Annotated in this window: 14 protein-coding genes; 9 read left to right on the top strand and 5 right to left on the bottom strand. The window is 65.4% G+C overall.

Features of this window, described 5'->3' with window-relative positions; genetic code table 11:
• Positions 1 to 126 precede the first annotated feature (126 nt).
• From rho to ACFO5X_RS11060, 6 genes are read left to right on the top strand one after another with little or no spacing between them, the layout of a single operon-like run.
• Positions 127 to 1,398 (top strand): transcription termination factor Rho, encoded by a 1,272-nt coding sequence (gene rho, locus ACFO5X_RS11085; RefSeq protein WP_380717508.1) that lies wholly within the window; start codon positions 127 to 129, stop codon positions 1,396 to 1,398.
• Between the two features lie 28 nt (positions 1,399 to 1,426).
• Positions 1,427 to 2,713, top strand: a complete 1,287-nt coding sequence (gene mnmE, locus ACFO5X_RS11080) for a tRNA uridine-5-carboxymethylaminomethyl(34) synthesis GTPase MnmE (protein WP_380717507.1) — start codon at positions 1,427 to 1,429, stop codon at positions 2,711 to 2,713.
• Positions 2,714 to 2,724: 11 nt separating this feature from the next.
• Positions 2,725 to 4,593, top strand: a complete 1,869-nt coding sequence (gene mnmG, locus ACFO5X_RS11075; protein WP_380717506.1) for a tRNA uridine-5-carboxymethylaminomethyl(34) synthesis enzyme MnmG — start codon at positions 2,725 to 2,727, stop codon at positions 4,591 to 4,593.
• Entirely contained in the window at positions 4,593 to 5,204 is a 612-nt protein-coding gene (rsmG, locus tag ACFO5X_RS11070; protein WP_380717505.1) for a 16S rRNA (guanine(527)-N(7))-methyltransferase RsmG, read from the top strand. Before mnmG ends, rsmG begins: the two co-directional genes overlap by 1 nt.
• Positions 5,197 to 6,006 carry a ParA family protein gene (locus ACFO5X_RS11065; RefSeq protein WP_380717504.1) on the top strand — a complete coding sequence of 270 codons (810 nt, stop codon included), beginning with the start codon at positions 5,197 to 5,199 and terminating at the stop codon, positions 6,004 to 6,006. Before rsmG ends, ACFO5X_RS11065 begins: the two co-directional genes overlap by 8 nt.
• 17 nt (positions 6,007 to 6,023) lie before the next feature.
• Positions 6,024 to 6,914: a ParB/RepB/Spo0J family partition protein gene (locus tag ACFO5X_RS11060; RefSeq protein ID WP_380717503.1), complete on the top strand. Its 891-nt coding sequence runs from the start codon at positions 6,024 to 6,026 to the stop codon at positions 6,912 to 6,914.
• On the opposite strand, the gene hemW is transcribed toward ACFO5X_RS11060, so the two are convergent.
• The 3 genes from hemW to rph are packed head-to-tail and all read right to left on the bottom strand — an operon-like array spanning position 6,911 to position 9,382.
• Positions 6,911 to 8,068 (bottom strand): radical SAM family heme chaperone HemW, encoded by a 1,158-nt coding sequence (gene hemW / locus ACFO5X_RS11055; RefSeq protein ID WP_380717502.1) that lies wholly within the window; start codon positions 8,066 to 8,068, stop codon positions 6,911 to 6,913. The genes ACFO5X_RS11060 and hemW overlap by 4 nt on opposite strands.
• Positions 8,061 to 8,672 carry an RdgB/HAM1 family non-canonical purine NTP pyrophosphatase gene (rdgB, locus tag ACFO5X_RS11050; protein ID WP_380717501.1) on the bottom strand — a complete coding sequence of 204 codons (612 nt, stop codon included), beginning with the start codon at positions 8,670 to 8,672 and terminating at the stop codon, positions 8,061 to 8,063. Before rdgB ends, hemW begins: the two co-directional genes overlap by 8 nt.
• The gene (gene rph, locus ACFO5X_RS11045) at positions 8,669 to 9,382 is read right to left on the bottom strand and encodes a ribonuclease PH (RefSeq protein WP_380717500.1); all 714 of its coding nucleotides are present in this window, start codon (positions 9,380 to 9,382) and stop codon (positions 8,669 to 8,671) included. The genes rdgB and rph overlap by 4 nt, the downstream gene beginning before the upstream one ends.
• A 116-nt stretch (positions 9,383 to 9,498) precedes the next feature.
• Here rph and hrcA point away from each other — a divergent pair, with 116 nt between their 5' ends.
• Together hrcA and ACFO5X_RS11035 are read left to right on the top strand one after the other, a co-directional pair.
• Positions 9,499 to 10,569 (top strand): heat-inducible transcriptional repressor HrcA, encoded by a 1,071-nt coding sequence (hrcA, locus tag ACFO5X_RS11040; protein WP_380717499.1) that lies wholly within the window; start codon positions 9,499 to 9,501, stop codon positions 10,567 to 10,569.
• A 3-nt stretch (positions 10,570 to 10,572) separates the two neighbouring features.
• Complete coding sequence (locus ACFO5X_RS11035) at positions 10,573 to 11,148, top strand: nucleotide exchange factor GrpE (protein WP_380717498.1); 576 nt, start codon at positions 10,573 to 10,575, stop codon at positions 11,146 to 11,148.
• A 66-nt stretch (positions 11,149 to 11,214) separates the two neighbouring features.
• On the opposite strand, the gene mutS is transcribed toward ACFO5X_RS11035, so the two are convergent.
• On the bottom strand, positions 11,215 to 13,833 hold the full coding sequence (gene mutS / locus ACFO5X_RS11030; RefSeq protein ID WP_380717843.1) for a DNA mismatch repair protein MutS: 2,619 nt from the start codon (positions 13,831 to 13,833) through the stop codon (positions 11,215 to 11,217).
• A 150-nt stretch (positions 13,834 to 13,983) separates the two neighbouring features.
• Here mutS and ACFO5X_RS11025 point away from each other — a divergent pair, with 150 nt between their 5' ends.
• Positions 13,984 to 16,239, top strand: coding sequence for an NADP-dependent malic enzyme (locus ACFO5X_RS11025; protein WP_380717497.1), 2,256 nt, complete (start codon positions 13,984 to 13,986; stop codon positions 16,237 to 16,239).
• Here the strand turns inward: ACFO5X_RS11025 and msrA are convergent.
• Positions 16,236 to 16,901, bottom strand: a complete 666-nt coding sequence (gene msrA, locus ACFO5X_RS11020) for a peptide-methionine (S)-S-oxide reductase MsrA (protein WP_380717496.1) — start codon at positions 16,899 to 16,901, stop codon at positions 16,236 to 16,238. The two genes, ACFO5X_RS11025 and msrA, sit on opposite strands and share 4 nt — an antisense overlap.
• Positions 16,902 to 17,028 lie beyond the last annotated feature (127 nt).

Raw genomic sequence — 17,028 nt, 5'->3', positions numbered from 1 at the left:
GTCGGGTTTGACTCGAGGCATGGAAATCACTATCTAGGCGCCGACGCCCCCGTCCGGGTGGCGGTTCTTCCCAAGTTTGCGACTGTGCCCCCGATCCCGCCGGGCCGCCGAAAGGTATTTAAGACGATGGATGTCGAAAAGCTGAACCTGGCCGATCTCAAGGCAAAAAGCCCGACCGACCTGCTGGCGATGGCCGAGGAACTGGAGATCGAGAACGCCTCGACCATGCGCAAGGGCGAGATGATGTTCCAGATCCTGCGCGAGCGGGCGGACGAAGGCTGGGAAGTGTCGGGCGACGGCGTGCTCGAGGTGCTGCAGGACGGCTTCGGCTTCCTGCGCTCGCCCGAGGCGAACTATCTTCCCGGTCCGGACGACATCTACGTTTCGCCCGACATGATCCGGCAGTATTCCCTGCGCACCGGCGACAGCATCGAAGGCGTGATCCGCGCGCCCGACGACAGCGAGCGCTATTTCGCGCTGGTCGACGTGAGCAAGATCAACTTCGAGGATCCCGAACGCGCCCGCCACAAGATCGCCTTCGACAACCTGACGCCGCTCTATCCAGACGAACGGCTGACCATGGAAATCCCCGACCCGACCGTGAAGGACCGCACCGCGCGGATCATCGACCTGGTCGCGCCGATCGGGAAGGGTCAGCGCTCGCTAATCGTGGCGCCGCCGCGGACCGGTAAGACGGTGATCCTGCAGAACATCGCCCATTCGATCGAGAAGAACCACCCAGAGTGCTATCTCATTGTCCTTCTGATCGACGAACGGCCCGAGGAAGTCACCGACATGCAGCGCTCGGTGAAGGGCGAGGTCGTCTCCTCAACCTTCGATGAACCGGCGACCCGGCACGTCGCCGTGGCCGAGATGGTGATCGAAAAGGCCAAGCGTCTGGTCGAACACAAGCGAGATGTTGTGATCCTTCTCGACTCGATCACAAGACTTGGTAGGGCTTTCAACACGGTTGTCCCGTCCTCGGGTAAGGTCCTCACCGGCGGTGTGGATGCGAACGCCCTGCAACGTCCCAAGCGATTCTTCGGCGCCGCGCGTAATATCGAAGAGGGCGGTTCGCTCACCATCATCGCCACCGCGCTGATCGACACCGGCAGCCGGATGGACGAGGTGATTTTCGAGGAATTCAAGGGCACCGGCAACTCGGAACTCGTGCTCGACCGCAAGATCGCGGACAAGCGCGTCTTCCCGGCCATCGACATTCTCAAGTCGGGCACCCGGAAGGAAGACCTGCTGGTGGACAAGGTCGACCTGCAGAAAACCTTCGTCCTGCGCCGCATCCTGAACCCGATGGGCACGACCGACGCCATCGAATTCCTGATCTCGAAGCTGAAGCAGACCAAGACCAACTCGGAATTCTTCGATTCGATGAACACCTAAGCCCCGTCGCGGGGCAGCGGGGGCTGGGATGGACACGATCTTTGCGCTGGCCAGCGCACCGGGGAAAGCCGGTGTCGCAATCGTTCGCCTTTCCGGTCCGGAGGCACATTCTGTCGCCACGTCGCTGGCCGGCGGGCCATTGCCCCCAGCCGGTCGCAAACTGGCGGTCCTGCGTGACGCGGAAGGCTTGCGTCTCGACCAGGCGCTGGTTCTCACCTTTTCGGCCCCGGCCAGCTTTACCGGCGAGGATGTGGCGGAGCTTCACCTGCATGGCAGCCCCGCAGTGGTGGCGGCGGTCCTGCGCACTCTTGGCGCCGTCAAAGAGCTTCGTATGGCAGAGCCGGGTGAATTCACCCGTCGTGCCCTGGAAAATGGCCGGCTCGATCTGGCGCAGGTCGAAGGTCTCGCCGACCTGATCGACGCCGAAACCGAGGCGCAGCGGCGGCAGGCGCTGAAAGTTCTGTCCGGCGATCTGGGCCGCGTTGCCGATGGCTGGCGCCAGAAACTCATCCGCGCCGCCGCGCTGATCGAGGCAACCATCGACTTCGCCGATGAGGACGTGCCCGAAGATGTGACGGGCGAAGTTACCGGATTGATTACTGCGGTTCTGGCTGAACTTGACCGGATGGCCGGCGGGGTTTCGGCGGCAGAGCGCGTGCGTTCCGGCTTTGAGGTGGCAATAGTCGGTGCACCGAATGTCGGGAAATCCACCTTGCTCAATGCACTGGCTGGGCGAAAAGCGGCGCTGACCTCCGAGATCGCCGGCACCACCCGCGACGTTATCGAGGTGCGAATGGACATTCAGGGCCTGGCGGTCACGGTGCTCGATACCGCCGGCTTGCGCGATGCCGAGGATACGGTGGAACGCATGGGCATTGAACTGGCGCGCGAAAGGGCGGACCAGGCAGACCTCCGGGTGTTCCTGGCGGAGCCAGGAGAGGTGCTCCCGGTGACGGTGCAGCCCGGGGATATCGTCCTTCGGCCGAAAGGCGATCTGCTGGGAATGGAAGAGGACACGGTGTCCGGAAAGACCGGGCAGGGCGTAGACGTGTTGATCTCCCGGATCGGCAATGTGCTGTCCGAACGCTCGGCTTCGGCCGGGTTGGCCACCCGCGAACGGCACCGCGCCGCGATGTCCCGCGCGCAAACCGCGCTTGGTCGTGCGCTGACCTTGCTGTCGGACGGTCCGGAGCAGTATGATATCGTGGCGGACGACATTCGCCACGCGGTGCGCGCCCTCGAATCGCTGGTCGGGCGGATCGACGTCGAGGATCTTCTGGACGAAATCTTCGCCAGCTTCTGTCTGGGCAAATAGGAGTGTTCCACGTGAAACATTCAAAGGTGGATGTGGTTGTCATCGGTGGCGGCCACGCCGGCGCCGAAGCCGCCAGCGCCGCGGCCCGGATGGGTGCGGCAACCGTCCTCGTCACCCTTCGCCGCGATGGCATCGGCGTCATGTCGTGCAATCCGGCCATCGGAGGCCTGGGCAAGGGCCATCTTGTGCGCGAGATAGACGCCATGGACGGCGTAATGGGCCGCGTTGCCGATGCGGCGGGCATCCAGTTTCGCCTGTTGAACCGCCGCAAGGGCCCGGCGGTGCAGGGGCCCCGCGCGCAGGCCGACCGGAAGATCTATCGCGAGACCATGCTGGACGAGCTCTCGTCACAGGAAAACCTCGAAATTGAAGAAGGCGAAGTCGTGGACTTCCTCATGAACGGCGACCGCGTCGCAGGCGTGCTGCTCGAGGACGGTCGCGAGATCGAAAGCGCCGCCGTGGTCCTGACGACCGGCACCTTCCTGCGCGGAGTGATCCATATCGGCGACGTCTCGCGCCCCGGCGGCCGCATGGGCGACAAGCCGTCAGTCCGTCTGGCAGACCGGATGTCGCAGTTCGGACTGCCCCTCGGACGGCTGAAAACCGGCACACCGCCCCGCCTGGATGGCAGAACCATCGACTGGACTGGGCTGGAAATGCAGCCGGGCGATGATGAGCCGGTATTGTTCTCGTTCCTGTCCCATGGCGTAACGGCCCCGCAAATCTCCTGCGGCATCACCCATACGAATGAACGAACCCACCAGATCATTGCCGAAAACCTCAAGCGGTCTGCGATGTATGGCGGGCATATCGAGGGGATCGGACCCCGTTACTGCCCATCCATCGAGGACAAGGTGGTGCGCTTTGCCGACAAATCCTCGCATCAGGTTTTCCTGGAACCCGAGGGCGCGGACGATCACACCGTTTATCCCAACGGCATTTCCACGTCGCTGCCGGAAGAGGTGCAGCACGACTACGTCCATTCGATCCGAGGTCTGGAAGAGGCGGTGATCCTCCAGCCCGGCTATGCCATCGAATACGATTACGTCGATCCGCGCGCACTGTCGGCGACGCTTGCGGTCAAGACGGTGCCCGGTCTGTTCCTCGCCGGTCAGATCAATGGCACGACAGGATATGAAGAAGCCGGCGCGCAAGGGCTGGTTGCCGGCCTGAATGCCGCTCTCTCTGCCATGGGTCGGGATCCAGTGCTTTTCAGCCGCTCGACCAGCTATATTGGGGTAATGATCGACGATCTTACCAGCCGTGGTGTCACCGAACCCTACCGCATGTTCACCTCGCGGGCGGAATTCCGGCTGTCGCTACGCGCCGACAATGCCGATCAACGCCTGACGCCGCTTGCAATTGCACTTGGCTGCGCGAGCCCCGACCGCCATGCACGGTTCGAAGATAAGGCAGGGCGACTCGCGATCGCGCGGGAATTGCTGACCGCGGAAAGCTATACGCCCAAGCAAATCTCTTCTGCCGGGCTGAGCGTAAACAACGATGGCAACCGCCGTACTGGTCTGGAGGTTCTGGCCTTTCCGGGGCTGACCTGCCGCGATCTGGAACCGCTCGTGCCGGGTCTTGCGAACCTCGACGATGAAATCCGCCAGCAGGTCGAGCGAGACGCCATCTATGCCAGTTATATCGAGCGGCAGCAGAAAGACAGCGAAGCGCTCAAGCGGGACGAGGCGCGGGACATTCCGTCGGATTTCGCCTTCGCCGAAATTCCCGGCTTGTCCAACGAACTGAAGCACAAGCTCACCGCTCGTCGGCCAGAAAACCTTGCCCAGGCGGCCAAGATCGATGGAATGACACCAGCGGCGCTGGCCTTGATCCTCGCGCACCTGCGGCGCGGCACCGCACAGCGGCGTGCGTGATGACGGGGCAGGTGGGGGCGCCGAATGTTTCACGTGAAACATTGCAACGGCTGGATATCTACGAATCGCTGCTGATCAAGTGGAATCCCAAGATCAACCTGGTCTCCCGCAACAGCTTGCAGGACCTCCGCACCCGCCATTTCGCTGATTCCATTCAGCTTTACACGCTGGCCCCGCCGGACGGCCATTGGTGCGACCTGGGCAGCGGCGGCGGTTTCCCCGGTTTGATCGCCGCCATTCTTGCCGCAGAAGCGCCTGAGCCGCGCCAAATGACGCTGATCGAAAGCGATCAGCGCAAGGCGGCCTTCCTCAGAACCGCGATTCGCGAAACCGGCGTTCACTGTACGGTCCTGTGCGAACGCATCGAACAGGCCGCGCCGCAGGCAGCTCAAGTCCTCTCTGCCCGCGCACTGGCCGATCTGTCTACGCTCCTGGGCTTTGCCAACCGCCATCTTGCGCCCGGAGGGCTCGCGCTCTTTCCGAAGGGGGTCAGTTGGAAAAAAGAGGTCGAAGCTGCCCGGCAGGAATGGTCTTTCGACTGCCTTCCGATTAAGAGTGAGACAGAACCCGCCGCTGCGATCCTGTCCATCACCGGAGTGAAACGTGTCTGACCCCACACGCCCGTCCGGGCCCAGAATCATCGCCGTCGCCAATCAAAAGGGCGGCGTTGGCAAGACCACCACCGCCATCAACCTGGCTGCCGCTCTGGTCGAGTTGGGGCGACATGTACTGGTGGTGGATCTCGATCCGCAGGGCAATGCATCGACCGGGCTCGGGATCGAACGGGACGACCGCGAATACACAACCTACGATCTTCTGCTGGATGACGCCCCGCTGAGCGAGGTGATTCACCCCACCACCATCGCCGGGCTCAGCATCGTTCCGGCCACGGTGGACCTCAGCTCGGCCGATATCGAACTGATTTCGAACGAAAAGCGCAGCTTTCTCCTGCATGACGCCCTTCGCCAGGTCGCCATCGACAGTTTCTCCTTCGATTACGTGCTGATCGACTGCCCGCCCTCGCTGAACATCCTTACGGTTAACGCCATGGTGGCGGCGCACTCAGTCCTGGTGCCGCTGCAAAGCGAGTTCTTTGCGCTCGAAGGTCTCTCGCAGCTGATGCTGACCGTCCGCGAAGTGCGCCAGACCGCCAACCCCGGGCTGCGAATCGAAGGTATCGTGCTGACGATGTATGACCGGCGGAACAACCTGTCGCAGCAGGTCGAGCAAGACGCGCGCAGCAATCTCGGCGATCTGGTGTTCCAGACCGTGATTCCGCGCAACGTCCGGGTCAGCGAGGCACCATCCTTTGCGATGCCGGTGCTGTCCTATGACCCGCGCTCGCAGGGGGCGATGGCCTATCGCGAACTGGCCGCAGAGCTGGTGAACAAACGCAGCCAGGCCGCGGCCTGACGACAGGAGGACGACCGATGGTAGAGAAAAAGCCGCGCGGGCTGGGTCGGGGGCTGTCGGCCCTCATGGGTGACATCTCCGCACCGAACGATTCCACGAACCCCAACGCGCCGGCGCGACCGGATCGCCTGGTGCCCATCGAACGGCTGGTAGCCAACCCGAACCAGCCGCGGCGCGATTTCGAACCCGATGCGTTGAACGACCTGTCGGCCTCGATCAAGGAAAAGGGTATCATTCAGCCCCTCATCGTGCGCGCCGTCGCCGATGGCAAGTTCGAGATCGTCGCCGGCGAACGCCGCTGGCGGGCGGCGCAGATGGCCCAGCTGCACGAGGTGCCTGTCCTGGTGCGCGATTTCGACGACACCGAAGTGCTCGAAGTCGCGATCATCGAAAACATCCAGCGCGCCGATCTGAACGCGGTGGAAGAGGCGGCCGGCTATCGGCAGCTGATGGACCGGTTCGGGCATACGCAGGAACGCATGGCCGAGGCCCTGGGCAAAAGCCGCAGCCACATCGCCAACCTGCTGCGCCTGCTGAACCTGCCGGACGAGGTACAGGTGATGCTGCGGCAGGGCAAGCTCTCGGCCGGTCACGCCCGCGCCCTGATCACCGCGCAGAACCCGCTCGAACTGGCCAAGATCGTGATCGCCAAGGGCCTGTCGGTGCGCGCGACCGAGGAACTGGCGCGCAAGTCCCAGCAGCCCGCACCGCAGGCGACGGCGCCCAAAGCGCGGCCCGATCCGGAAAAAGACGCTGACACCCGCGCGCTCGAAGGCGATCTGTCGGCGGCGCTCTCGATGAAAGTCACGCTGCACCACGAACCGGGCGGCGAAAAGGGAAGGCTGACGATCCAATACGGCACGCTGGAAGAGCTGGATCGTCTCTGCCAGATGCTGGGGGGTCACTAGGCCCCGGCCAGCCGCGCGATCACCCGGTTCAACAGGTTAAACCCTTGATAAGTCACGGAAATACTGGTTTCTGAGGCCTCGATCATACCCAGTTCGACCAATTCGGCCACGGCGGCCTCTGACAGCGGCCGCCCGGCCAACGCGGCATAGCGGGCACGGTCGATCCCTTCGGAAATCCGCAGCCCCATCAGCAGATATTCCTCGGCCTGTTCCGCGCCGCTCAGCGCCTCGCGCAGATCTTCGCCGCTGCCGCGCGCCACGGCCTCCAGCCAGGCCTGCGGCATCCGGGGGCATTCCGTCGCGTGGCGCTGACCGCCCAGCGTCAGCCGCCCATGCGCGCCGGGCCCGATCCCGGCGTAATCGCCATAGCGCCAGTAGATCAGGTTGTGCCGCGATTGCGCGCCGTCCCGTGCGTGGTTCGACACCTCATAGCGCGGCATCCCGGCGGCTTCGCAGATCTCTTGCGTCAGGTCATACATCTCCGCGCCCAGATCTTCATCGGGCAAGCCGCGCAACCCGCCCCGCGCCTGCCGGTCGCCAAAGGCGGTGCCGGGCTCGATCGTCAGTTGGTAGAGCGACAGGTGATCCACCGCCATCGCCAGCGCCTCGGTCAGCTCGCGCTCCCAATCCTCCAGCGACTGGTCCTGCCGGGCATAGATCAGGTCGAAACTCACCCTGTCGAACAGCCCGCGCGCCACGTCAAACGCCGCGCGCGCCTCGGCCAGCGTGTGGATCCGCCCCAGCCGCCGCAGGTCCGGATCGTTCAGCGCCTGAATGCCCATCGAGATGCGGTTGACCCCGGCATCGCGATAGCCGGCAAACCGCCCGGCCTCGACCGAACCGGGGTTGGCCTCCAGCGTGACCTCGATGTCATTGGCAAAGCGCCAGTGCCCGCGCGCCGCCTCGATCACCGCGGCGGCGGTCTCGGGCGCCATCAGGCTGGGCGTGCCACCGCCAAAAAAGATCGAATTCAGCACCCGGTCGGGCGTCAGCGCGGCAACCCGGGCGATCTCGCTCAGATAAGCGTCGCGCCAGGCGTTCTGATCGATGTGGCGCACGACATGCGAGTTGAAGTCGCAATAAGGGCATTTGGCTTCGCAAAAGGGCCAATGGACGTAAAGGCCAAAGCCCCCGTTGCGCCAGTCCTCAGCCAAAACAGCCTTTCACCAGCTTCGCCACCGCGTCGGCGCGGTGGCTGATCCGGTTCTTCTGGGCCGTCTCCATTTCCGCAAAGGTCACATCGTGACCGGCCGGGATGAAGATCGGATCGTAGCCGTGCCCGTTGTCGCCCCGCATCGGCCAGACCACGCGGCCGGGCATCACGCCGGTAAAGACCTCGTCATGTCCGTCCGGCCAGGCCAGCACCAGCGTGCAGCAGAACCGCGCGTGGCGCGGTTGTGGCGCGTTGATCGCCTCCAGTTCGCGGTGCGTGCGCTCCATCGCCATGACGAAATCGCGCCCGTTCGGCGTTTCGGCCCAATCGGCGGTATAGACCCCGGGCGCGCCACCCAGCGCGTCGATCTCGATGCCCGAGTCGTCGGCCAGCGCGGGCAGCCCGGTTGCCTTAACGGCGGCATGGGCCTTGATCCGCGCATTGCCGACGAAGGTGGCTTCCGTCTCATCCGGCTCGGCCAGCCCCATCTCGGCCGCGCCCACCACCTGCACGCCGAAGGGGGCGAGCAGGGCGCGCATCTCCTCCAGCTTGCCGGCGTTATGCGTCGCCACCAGCAGCCGGTCGCCGGTAAACCGTCGGCTCACTGCGTCGCCGCCTTCTGCGCGGCGACCAGTTCGCCGACACCCTTCTCGGCGAGATCCAGCAGCGTGTTCATCTGGCTGCGCGAAAAGACCGAACCCTCGGCCGACATCTGCACTTCCACCAGATGCCCCGCGCCGGTCAGGATAAAGTTGCCGTCAACGCCGGCCTCGCTGTCCTCGGGGTAATCGAGGTCCAGCACAGGCTGCCCGGCATAGATGCCACAGCTGACGGCAGCGACATGGTCGGTCAGCGGGTCGCTGATCACGGTCCCGGCCTTCATCAACTTGTGCACCGCCAGCCGCAGCGCGACCCAGCCGCCGGTGATCGCGGCACAGCGCGTGCCGCCATCGGCCTGCAGCACGTCGCAGTCGATGGTGATCTGACGTTCGCCCAGCGCCACCCGGTCAACGCCGGCGCGCAGCGAACGGCCGATCAGCCGCTGGATCTCGACCGTGCGGCCGCCCTGCTTGCCGGTCGCGGCCTCGCGGCGCATCCGCGTATTCGTCGCACGCGGCAGCATCCCGTATTCGGCAGTGACCCAACCCAGTCCGGTGCCCTTGATGAACGGCGGCACCCGCTCCTCCAGCGTGGCGGTGCACAGCACATGCGTGTCCCCGACCTTGATCAGGCACGAGCCTTCCGCATGACGGGTCACACCCGTCTCTATGGAAATGCTGCGCATTTGGCTTAAGTCTCGTCCGGAAGGTCGCATCGGTCAGTCCTCGCTTGGCTGCGCCGGGATATCCCCCGGCACGACGTTGGATGCAAGTCCGATTGACCTTTCCGTGGCAAGCCGGTCTACTGCCCACCGGCCTTGGAAATGTGACGATGCCCGACGCTCCGCAACTTCTGCAGCAGATGAACGACCGCTCGCGCGAGGTCTTCCGCCGGGTGGTGGAATCCTATCTCGCCAGCGGCGAGCCGGTGGGCAGCCGTACGCTGACCCGCACGCTGAACGAAAAGGTCAGCGCCGCGACCATCCGCAACGTGATGCAGGATCTCGAATTTCTCGGCCTGCTCGACAGCCCGCACGTCAGTGCCGGGCGGATCCCCACGCAGCTGGGCCTGCGCATGTTCGTGGACGGCCTGCTCGAAATCGGCGATCTGTCCGAAGCCGACCGCACCCGGATCGAATCCACCGTGACCGACGGCGCCCGCGATGTCGAAAGCCTGCTCGACAGAGTCGGGTCCGCGCTTTCCGGTGTGACCCACAGCGCCTCGCTGGTGCTGACCCCGAAACACGAGGCCGCGCTCAAGCACATCGAATTCGTCTCGCTCAATCCCACCCGGGCGCTGGTGGTGCTGGTCTTCTCGGACGGCCACGTGGAAAACCGCCTGTTCTCGCCGCCCCCCGGCCAGACCCCCAGCTCGATGCGCGAGGCGGCGAACTTTCTCAACGCCCTGATTGACGGGCGCACCCTGACCGAGGCGCGCGACCTGATCCAGCGCGAGATTTCCGCCCGCCGGCAGGAACTTGATTCGCTGGCCGCCGCCATGGTGGAAAGCGGCCTCGCCGCATGGGAGACACAGGGCGACGACACCAGCCGGCTGATCGTGCGGGGCAGGGCGAATCTGCTCAGCGGCGGCGATCACGCCGAGGAACTGGAACGCATCCGCAGCCTGTTCGACGACCTCGAACGCAAGCGCGATATCGCCGCCTTTCTGGACCTCACGGAACAGGGCGACGGGGTGCGCATTTTTATCGGGTCAGAGAACAAACTTTTCTCACTTTCGGGTTCCTCTTTGGTGGTCTCTCCCTATATGAACGCGGACCGTAAGATCATTGGTGCCGTGGGAGTCATCGGCCCGACCCGACTGAATTATGGGCGGATCGTGCCCATCGTGGATTACACCGCGCAGTTGCTCGGGCGCATGGTGACGGATCACGGCGAGAGGTGAAGAATGGCAGAACCGAAGAAAACCGAGGCTGACGAGCCGATGACCGAGGCCGAAAGCCAGCAACTGGCCGACGAACTTGCCGGCTTTGGCAGCAGCGACGACGAGTCCGAGTCCGAACTCGAAGCGCTCCGCGCCGAGCGGGACGACTACCGCGACCGCTTCATTCGCTCGCTGGCCGAGACCGAGAACGCGCGCAAGCGCTGGGAAAAGGACCGCCGCGAAGCCGAACAATACGGCGGGACCAAGCTGGCCCGCGACATGCTGCCCGTGTTCGACAACATGAAGCGCGCGATGGAAGCCGCGAACGAGGAACAGCGCGCCGCCAACGCCGCCCTGTTCGAAGGGATCGAGCTGACGATGCGCGAATTGCTCAACGTCTTCTCCAAGCACGGGATCGAGGTCATCGCGCCGCAGGTCGGCGACCGCTTCGACCCCAAGCTGCACCAGGCGATGTTCGAGGCGCCGCTGCCCGGCACCCGCGCCGGCGACATCATCCAGGTGGCGGCCGAAGGCTTCCTGCTGCACGACCGCCTGCTGCGCCCGGCCCAGGTCGGCGTTTCGTCGACCCCGGCGTCCTGAGCGCAATCGGATAAGAAACAGCGCCCGCCGGTCCTCCGGCGGGCGTTTGCGTTTCACGCGAAACGCTCAGCCCCCGGCCGCATCCTTCAGCCGGTACAAAGCCTCCAAAGCCTCGCGCGGGGTCAGCTCGTCGGGATGCAGCGCCGCCAGCATGTCGAGCGCGGGCGAGGCGGCGGGTTTCTCCTTCACCGGCTCGACCCGCGCCGCCGCCGAGAACAGCGGCAGATCGTCGATCAGCGCCTTGGGTTTCACGCCGCCCTCGCGCTCGCCCTTCTCCAGTGCCTCCAGCACCACGCGCGCCCGCGCGACCACCGAGGCCGGCAGCCCTGCCAGCTGCGCGACCTGAACGCCATAGGACCGGTCCGCCGCGCCCTGCTTGACCTCGTGCAGGAAGATCACCTCGCCCTGCCATTCCTTCACGCTGACCGTCGCGTTCTCGACGCCTTCCAGCTTGCCCGCCAGCGCGGTCAGCTCGTGGTAATGCGTCGCGAACAGCGCTCGCGCGCGGTTCTGGCCGTGCAGATGTTCCAGCGTCGCCCAAGCGATGGACAGCCCGTCATAAGTTGCCGTCCCTCGCCCGATCTCGTCCAGGATCACCAGCGCACGGTCGTCGGCCTGATTGAGGATCGCCGCCGTCTCCACCATCTCGACCATGAAGGTCGACCGCCCTCGCGCCAGATCGTCCGAGGCACCGACCCGGCTGAACAGCTGGCTCACCAGCCCGATATGCGCCGCATCCGCCGGAACATGGCTGCCCGCCTGCGCCAGCAGCGCGATCAGCGCATTCTGCCGCAGGAAGGTCGATTTACCGGCCATGTTCGGCCCGGTCAGCAGCCAGATCGCCGCGCCGTCGCTCGCCGACAGATCGCAGTCGTTGGCGACAAAGGTCTCGCCCGCTCGGCGCAGCGCCCGCTCCACCACCGGATGCCGCCCGCCCTCGATCCGGAACGCGCGCGAGGTATCGACCTTCGGCCGGCACCAGTTCTCGCCGCGCGACAGATCCGCCAGCGCCGTCGTCAGATCCAGCTCGGCCAGCGCGCGCGAGGCCTGCAACAGCCGCGGCGCCTCGGCCAGAACCTGCTGCCTCAACCCTTCGTAGAGCCGCTTTTCCAGCTCCAGCGCATGGTTCCCCGCATTCAGGATACGGGTCTCCATCTCGGACAGCTTCACCGTGGTGAACCGCACCTGGTTGGCCGTGGTCTGCCGGTGGATATACCGCTCGTTCAGCGGCGCAGAGAGCATTTTCTCCGCATGGGTGGCCGTCGTCTCGATGAAATAGCCCAGCACGTTGTTGTGCTTGATCTTCAGCGAGTTGATGCCGGTGTCGCGTATATACTCCTGCTGCATCTGCGCGATGACCGACCGGCCCTCGTCCCGCAGGGCGACCGCCTCGTCCAGCTCGGCGTGATAGCCGCGCGCGATGAACCCGCCGTCGCGCACCAGCAGCGGCGGTTCTGCCACCAGCGCGGCATCCAGCTCGGCGGTCAGCGCGTCGAACCCGACCAGATCGCGCGCCCCCTGCGCCAGGCTGCGCGGCAGCTCGCACCCCTCGCAGCGCGCGACGATGGCGCGAGCCTGCTCCAGCGCCGACCGCACCGCCACCAGATCGCGCGGGCCGCCCCGGTCCAGCCCCAGCCGCGACAGCGCGCGGTCCAGATCGGGCGTCTTCTTCAACGCCTCGCGCAGATCGGCGGCCAACCGCGTCTCCGCCACCGCGAAATCCAGCGCATCCAGCCGGTCGTGGATCAGCGCCAGATCGCGCGAGGGGCTGGACACCCGCTGTTCGAGCAGCCGCGCGCCCCCCGGCGTCACCGTCCGATCGATCACCGACAGCAGCGACCCCTCGCGCCCGCCCGACAGCGACCGCGTCAGTTCCAGGTTCCGCCGCGTCGCCGTGTCGATCTGCACCACGCGCGACGCCGCCTCGCGCACGGGCACCTGCAACAGCGGCAGCTTGCCCTTCTGCGTGATGTCCAGCCAGTCGACCAGCGCCCCCATCGCCGAAACCTCAGCCCGCGAAAACGTGCCGAAGGCGTCCAGTGTGGCCACACCGAACAGATTGCACAGCCGCCCCTGCGCCGCGGTGCTGTCGAAACTCGCGCGTCCCAGTTGCGACAGCGCCACGCCCAGATCCTCGGCCAGCGCGTGGGGCGCATCGGGGCTGTCGACCACCACCAGTTCCGACGGCGCCAGCCGCGACAGTTCCGGCGACAGGCGGGCCGCGTCGATCTCCATCACATGGAAATCCCCAGTCGAGATATCGGCCCAGGCCAGCGCCGCATCGTCCCGCACCTGCGCGAAGGCGGCCAGAAAGTTGTGCCGCCGCGCCTCCAGCAGCGAATCCTCGGTCAGCGTCCCGGGCGTGACCAGCCGAACCACCTCGCGCCGAACCACCGATTTAGAGCCGCGTTTCTTCGCCTCGGCCGGGTCTTCCATCTGCTCGCAGACAGCCACGCGAAACCCCTTGCGGATCAGCGTCAGGAAATACCCCTCGGCCGAATGCACCGGCACGCCGCACATCGGTATATCCTGCCCCAGGTGCTGCCCGCGCTTGGTCAGCGCGATGTCCAGCGCGGCCGAGGCGGCGACAGCATCGTCGAAGAACATCTCGTAGAAATCGCCCATGCGATAGAACAGCAGGGCGTCCTTATGCCCGTCCTTGATCTCGAGATATTGCGCCATCATCGGCGTGACGTTCGACACCCGCACCCCCGCTGTTCTGAACGGGCGGACCTTACAAACCCGGGCACCGCCGCGAAAGGCGAAAACGCATATCCGTTGTGACCCCGCCCGCCCTTGTGTAAGACGGGGGCCGCAGTGGAGGAGAGGCGCCAGATGACCAGGATCAGGATAACCGACGAAGAGGCGCTGGCCTTTCACCTTGAACCGACTCCGGGCAAGTTCGAGATCCGCGCCACGGTGCCGATGACCACCCAGCGCGACCTCAGCCTGGCCTATTCCCCCGGCGTCGCCGTGCCCTGCAAGGCCATCGCGAAGGACCCGGAAACCGCCTATGACTACACCAACAAGGGCAACCTCGTGGCGGTCATCTCCAACGGCACCGCGGTTCTGGGTCTCGGCAACCTCGGCGCGCTCGGCTCCAAGCCGGTGATGGAGGGCAAGGCGGTCCTGTTCAAGCGTTTCGCCGACGTCAACAGCATCGACATCGAACTCGATACCGAGGATCCGGATGCCTTCTGCCAGGCGGTCAAGCTGATGGGCCCGACCTTCGGCGGCATTAACCTCGAAGACATCAAGGCGCCCGAATGCTTCATCATCGAGCAGCGCCTCAAGGAAGAGATGGACATTCCCGTCTTCCACGACGACCAGCACGGCACCGCCGTGATCTGCGCAGCGGGCCTCATCAATGCGCTGCACCTGACCGGCAAGAAGATCGAGGACGTCAGGATCGTCCTGAACGGCGCCGGGGCGGCGGGCATCGCCTGTCTCGAACTGCTGAAAAGCATGGGCGCGCGGCATGACAACTGCATCATGTGCGACACCAAGGGCGTGATCTACCAGGGCCGCACCGAAGGCATGAACCAGTGGAAATCGGCCCATGCGGTCAAGACCGAGCTGCGCACGCTGGAAGAGGCGATGAAGGGGGCCGACGTCTTCCTGGGCGTCTCGGCCAAGGGCGCGGTGACCCAACAGATGGTCATCGACATGGCGCCCGATCCGGTGATCTTCGCCATGGCCAACCCCGATCCCGAAATCACGCCGGAACAGGCACATGAGGTGCGCCCCGACGCGATCGTGGCGACCGGGCGCTCGGACTATCCGAACCAGGTCAACAACGTGCTGGGGTTCCCCTACCTGTTCCGGGGTGCGCTCGACATCCACGCCCGCGCGATCAACGACGAGATGAAGATCGCCTGCGCCCAGGCGCTGGCCCGTCTCGCGCGCGAGGACGTGCCCGACGAGGTGGCGCTGGCCTATGGCAAGAACCTGACCTTCGGGCGCGACTACATCATTCCGACGCCCTTCGATCCCCGCCTGATCCACCGCATTCCCCCCGCCGTGGCGCGGGCCGGGATGGACACTGGCGCGGCGCGGCGGCCGATCATCGACATGGAGGCCTACGAGCTTTCGCTGAAATCGCGCATGGACCCGACCGCCAGCATCCTGCGCGGCCTCAACACCCGCGCCCGCGCGGCCCAGGCCCGCATGATCTTTGCCGAAGGCGACGATCCCCGCGTGTTGCGCGCGGCGGTGATGTACCAGCGATCGGGCCTCGGCCACGCGCTGGTCGTCGGCCGCGAGGATGACGTGAAACGCAAGCTGGAAGCCGCCGGCCTCGCCGACGCGGTGGGAGAGCTGGAAATCGTCAACGCCGCCAACACCAGCCACCTCGCAACCTACAAGGACTTTCTCTACAACCGCCTGAACCGCAAGGGGTTCGACGCGCAGGACATTCACCGCCTCGCCGCCCGCGACCGGCACGTCTTTGCCGCGCTGATGCTGGCCCATGGCCACGGCGACGGGCTGGTGACAGGGGCGACGCGCAAGTCGGCCCATGCGCTGGAACGGATCTGCCACGTCTTCGACGCCGACGCCTCGCACGGCGCCGTCGGCATCACCGCTCTGCTGCACAAGGGCCGGATCGTGCTGATCGGCGATACGCTGGTGCACGAATGGCCCGAGGCCGAGGATCTCGCCACCATCGCCGAACGCGCCGCGCAGGTCGCCCGCCACATGGGTCTGGAACCGCGCGTGGCCTTCGTCAGCTTCTCGAACTTCGGCTACCCGATGTCCGAACGCGCCGAAAAGATGCACCGCGCCCCCGCCGTGCTGGAACAGCGCGGGGCCGATTTCGAGTATGAGGGCGAGATGACGGTCGACGTCGCGCTGAACGAAAAGGCGCAGGCCTCCTATCCCTTCTCACGCCTGACCGGCCCGGCGAATATCCTCGTCGTCCCGGCGCGGCACTCGGCTTCGATTTCGGTCAAGCTGATGCAGGAAATGGCGGGCGCCACGGTGATCGGTCCGATTCTGGTCGGCGTCGACAAGCCGATTCAGATCGCCTCCACCGTCTCTACGGCGAACGACATCCTCAACATGGCTGTCCTCGCCTCCTGCAAGATCGGCTAGGAGTGTTTGCCGGCAAAGGGCGCTTCACCGCCCCAAAGCTGGCGCACCCGCTGATCCCGGCCGCAGGACTTGCGATAGAAGTTATAGGCGCTCGACTGCCGCTTGGGCCCCGCGCGGGTGATCACCAGATTGGTGCCCTTGTAGTAATCCTGATGATAGTCCTCGGCTGGATAGAACCGGCCGGCGGGCAGGATCGGCGTCACGACAGACTGTTTCAGCGCTCCCTGCGCTTCGGCCTTCGCCGCCTGCGCTTCGGCCCGTTCGGCCTTGCCAGAGACGAATATCGCCGTGCGATAGCTGTCTCCCCGGTCGCAGAACTGTCCGCCCGCATCGGTCGGATCGACCGAGCGGAAGAACATGTGCAGCAACTGCGCACGTGACACCCTGGCCGGATCGAACCGGATCTGCACCGCCTCGTAATGCCCGGTCCCGCCCGCTGACACCTGCTTGTAACTCGGGTTCTTCAGCGTCCCGCCGGTATAGCCCGACACCACGCCCAGAACCCCAGGCACCGATTCGAAATCGGCCTCGACACACCAGAAACAGCCGCCCGCCACGGTCAGCACCTGGCTGTCCGCCGCACGGGCAGGGTGGCCGCGCGCGATCAGGCCAAGGCCGATCAGCAGGACAAGGGTGATAGTCCGGATGGTGTCGCGCGTCATGATGGGCACTCCTTCGCCCGCATCATGCCGCAACGCGTTCACCGAACAATCCGGCGAAACCGATTATCACGCGCTGGTGACAGGTGTTTACCACTTGGCCCGGCGCGCCGTCCTGCTAGCCTGTGCG

This window comes from Seohaeicola nanhaiensis (assembly GCF_042654245.1).
In the GTDB taxonomy this organism is placed as follows: domain Bacteria; phylum Pseudomonadota; class Alphaproteobacteria; order Rhodobacterales; family Rhodobacteraceae; genus Seohaeicola_A; species Seohaeicola_A nanhaiensis.
The sequence above is the reverse complement of the archived record's forward strand: the minus strand, read 5'-3'. Positions and strand labels throughout refer to the sequence as shown.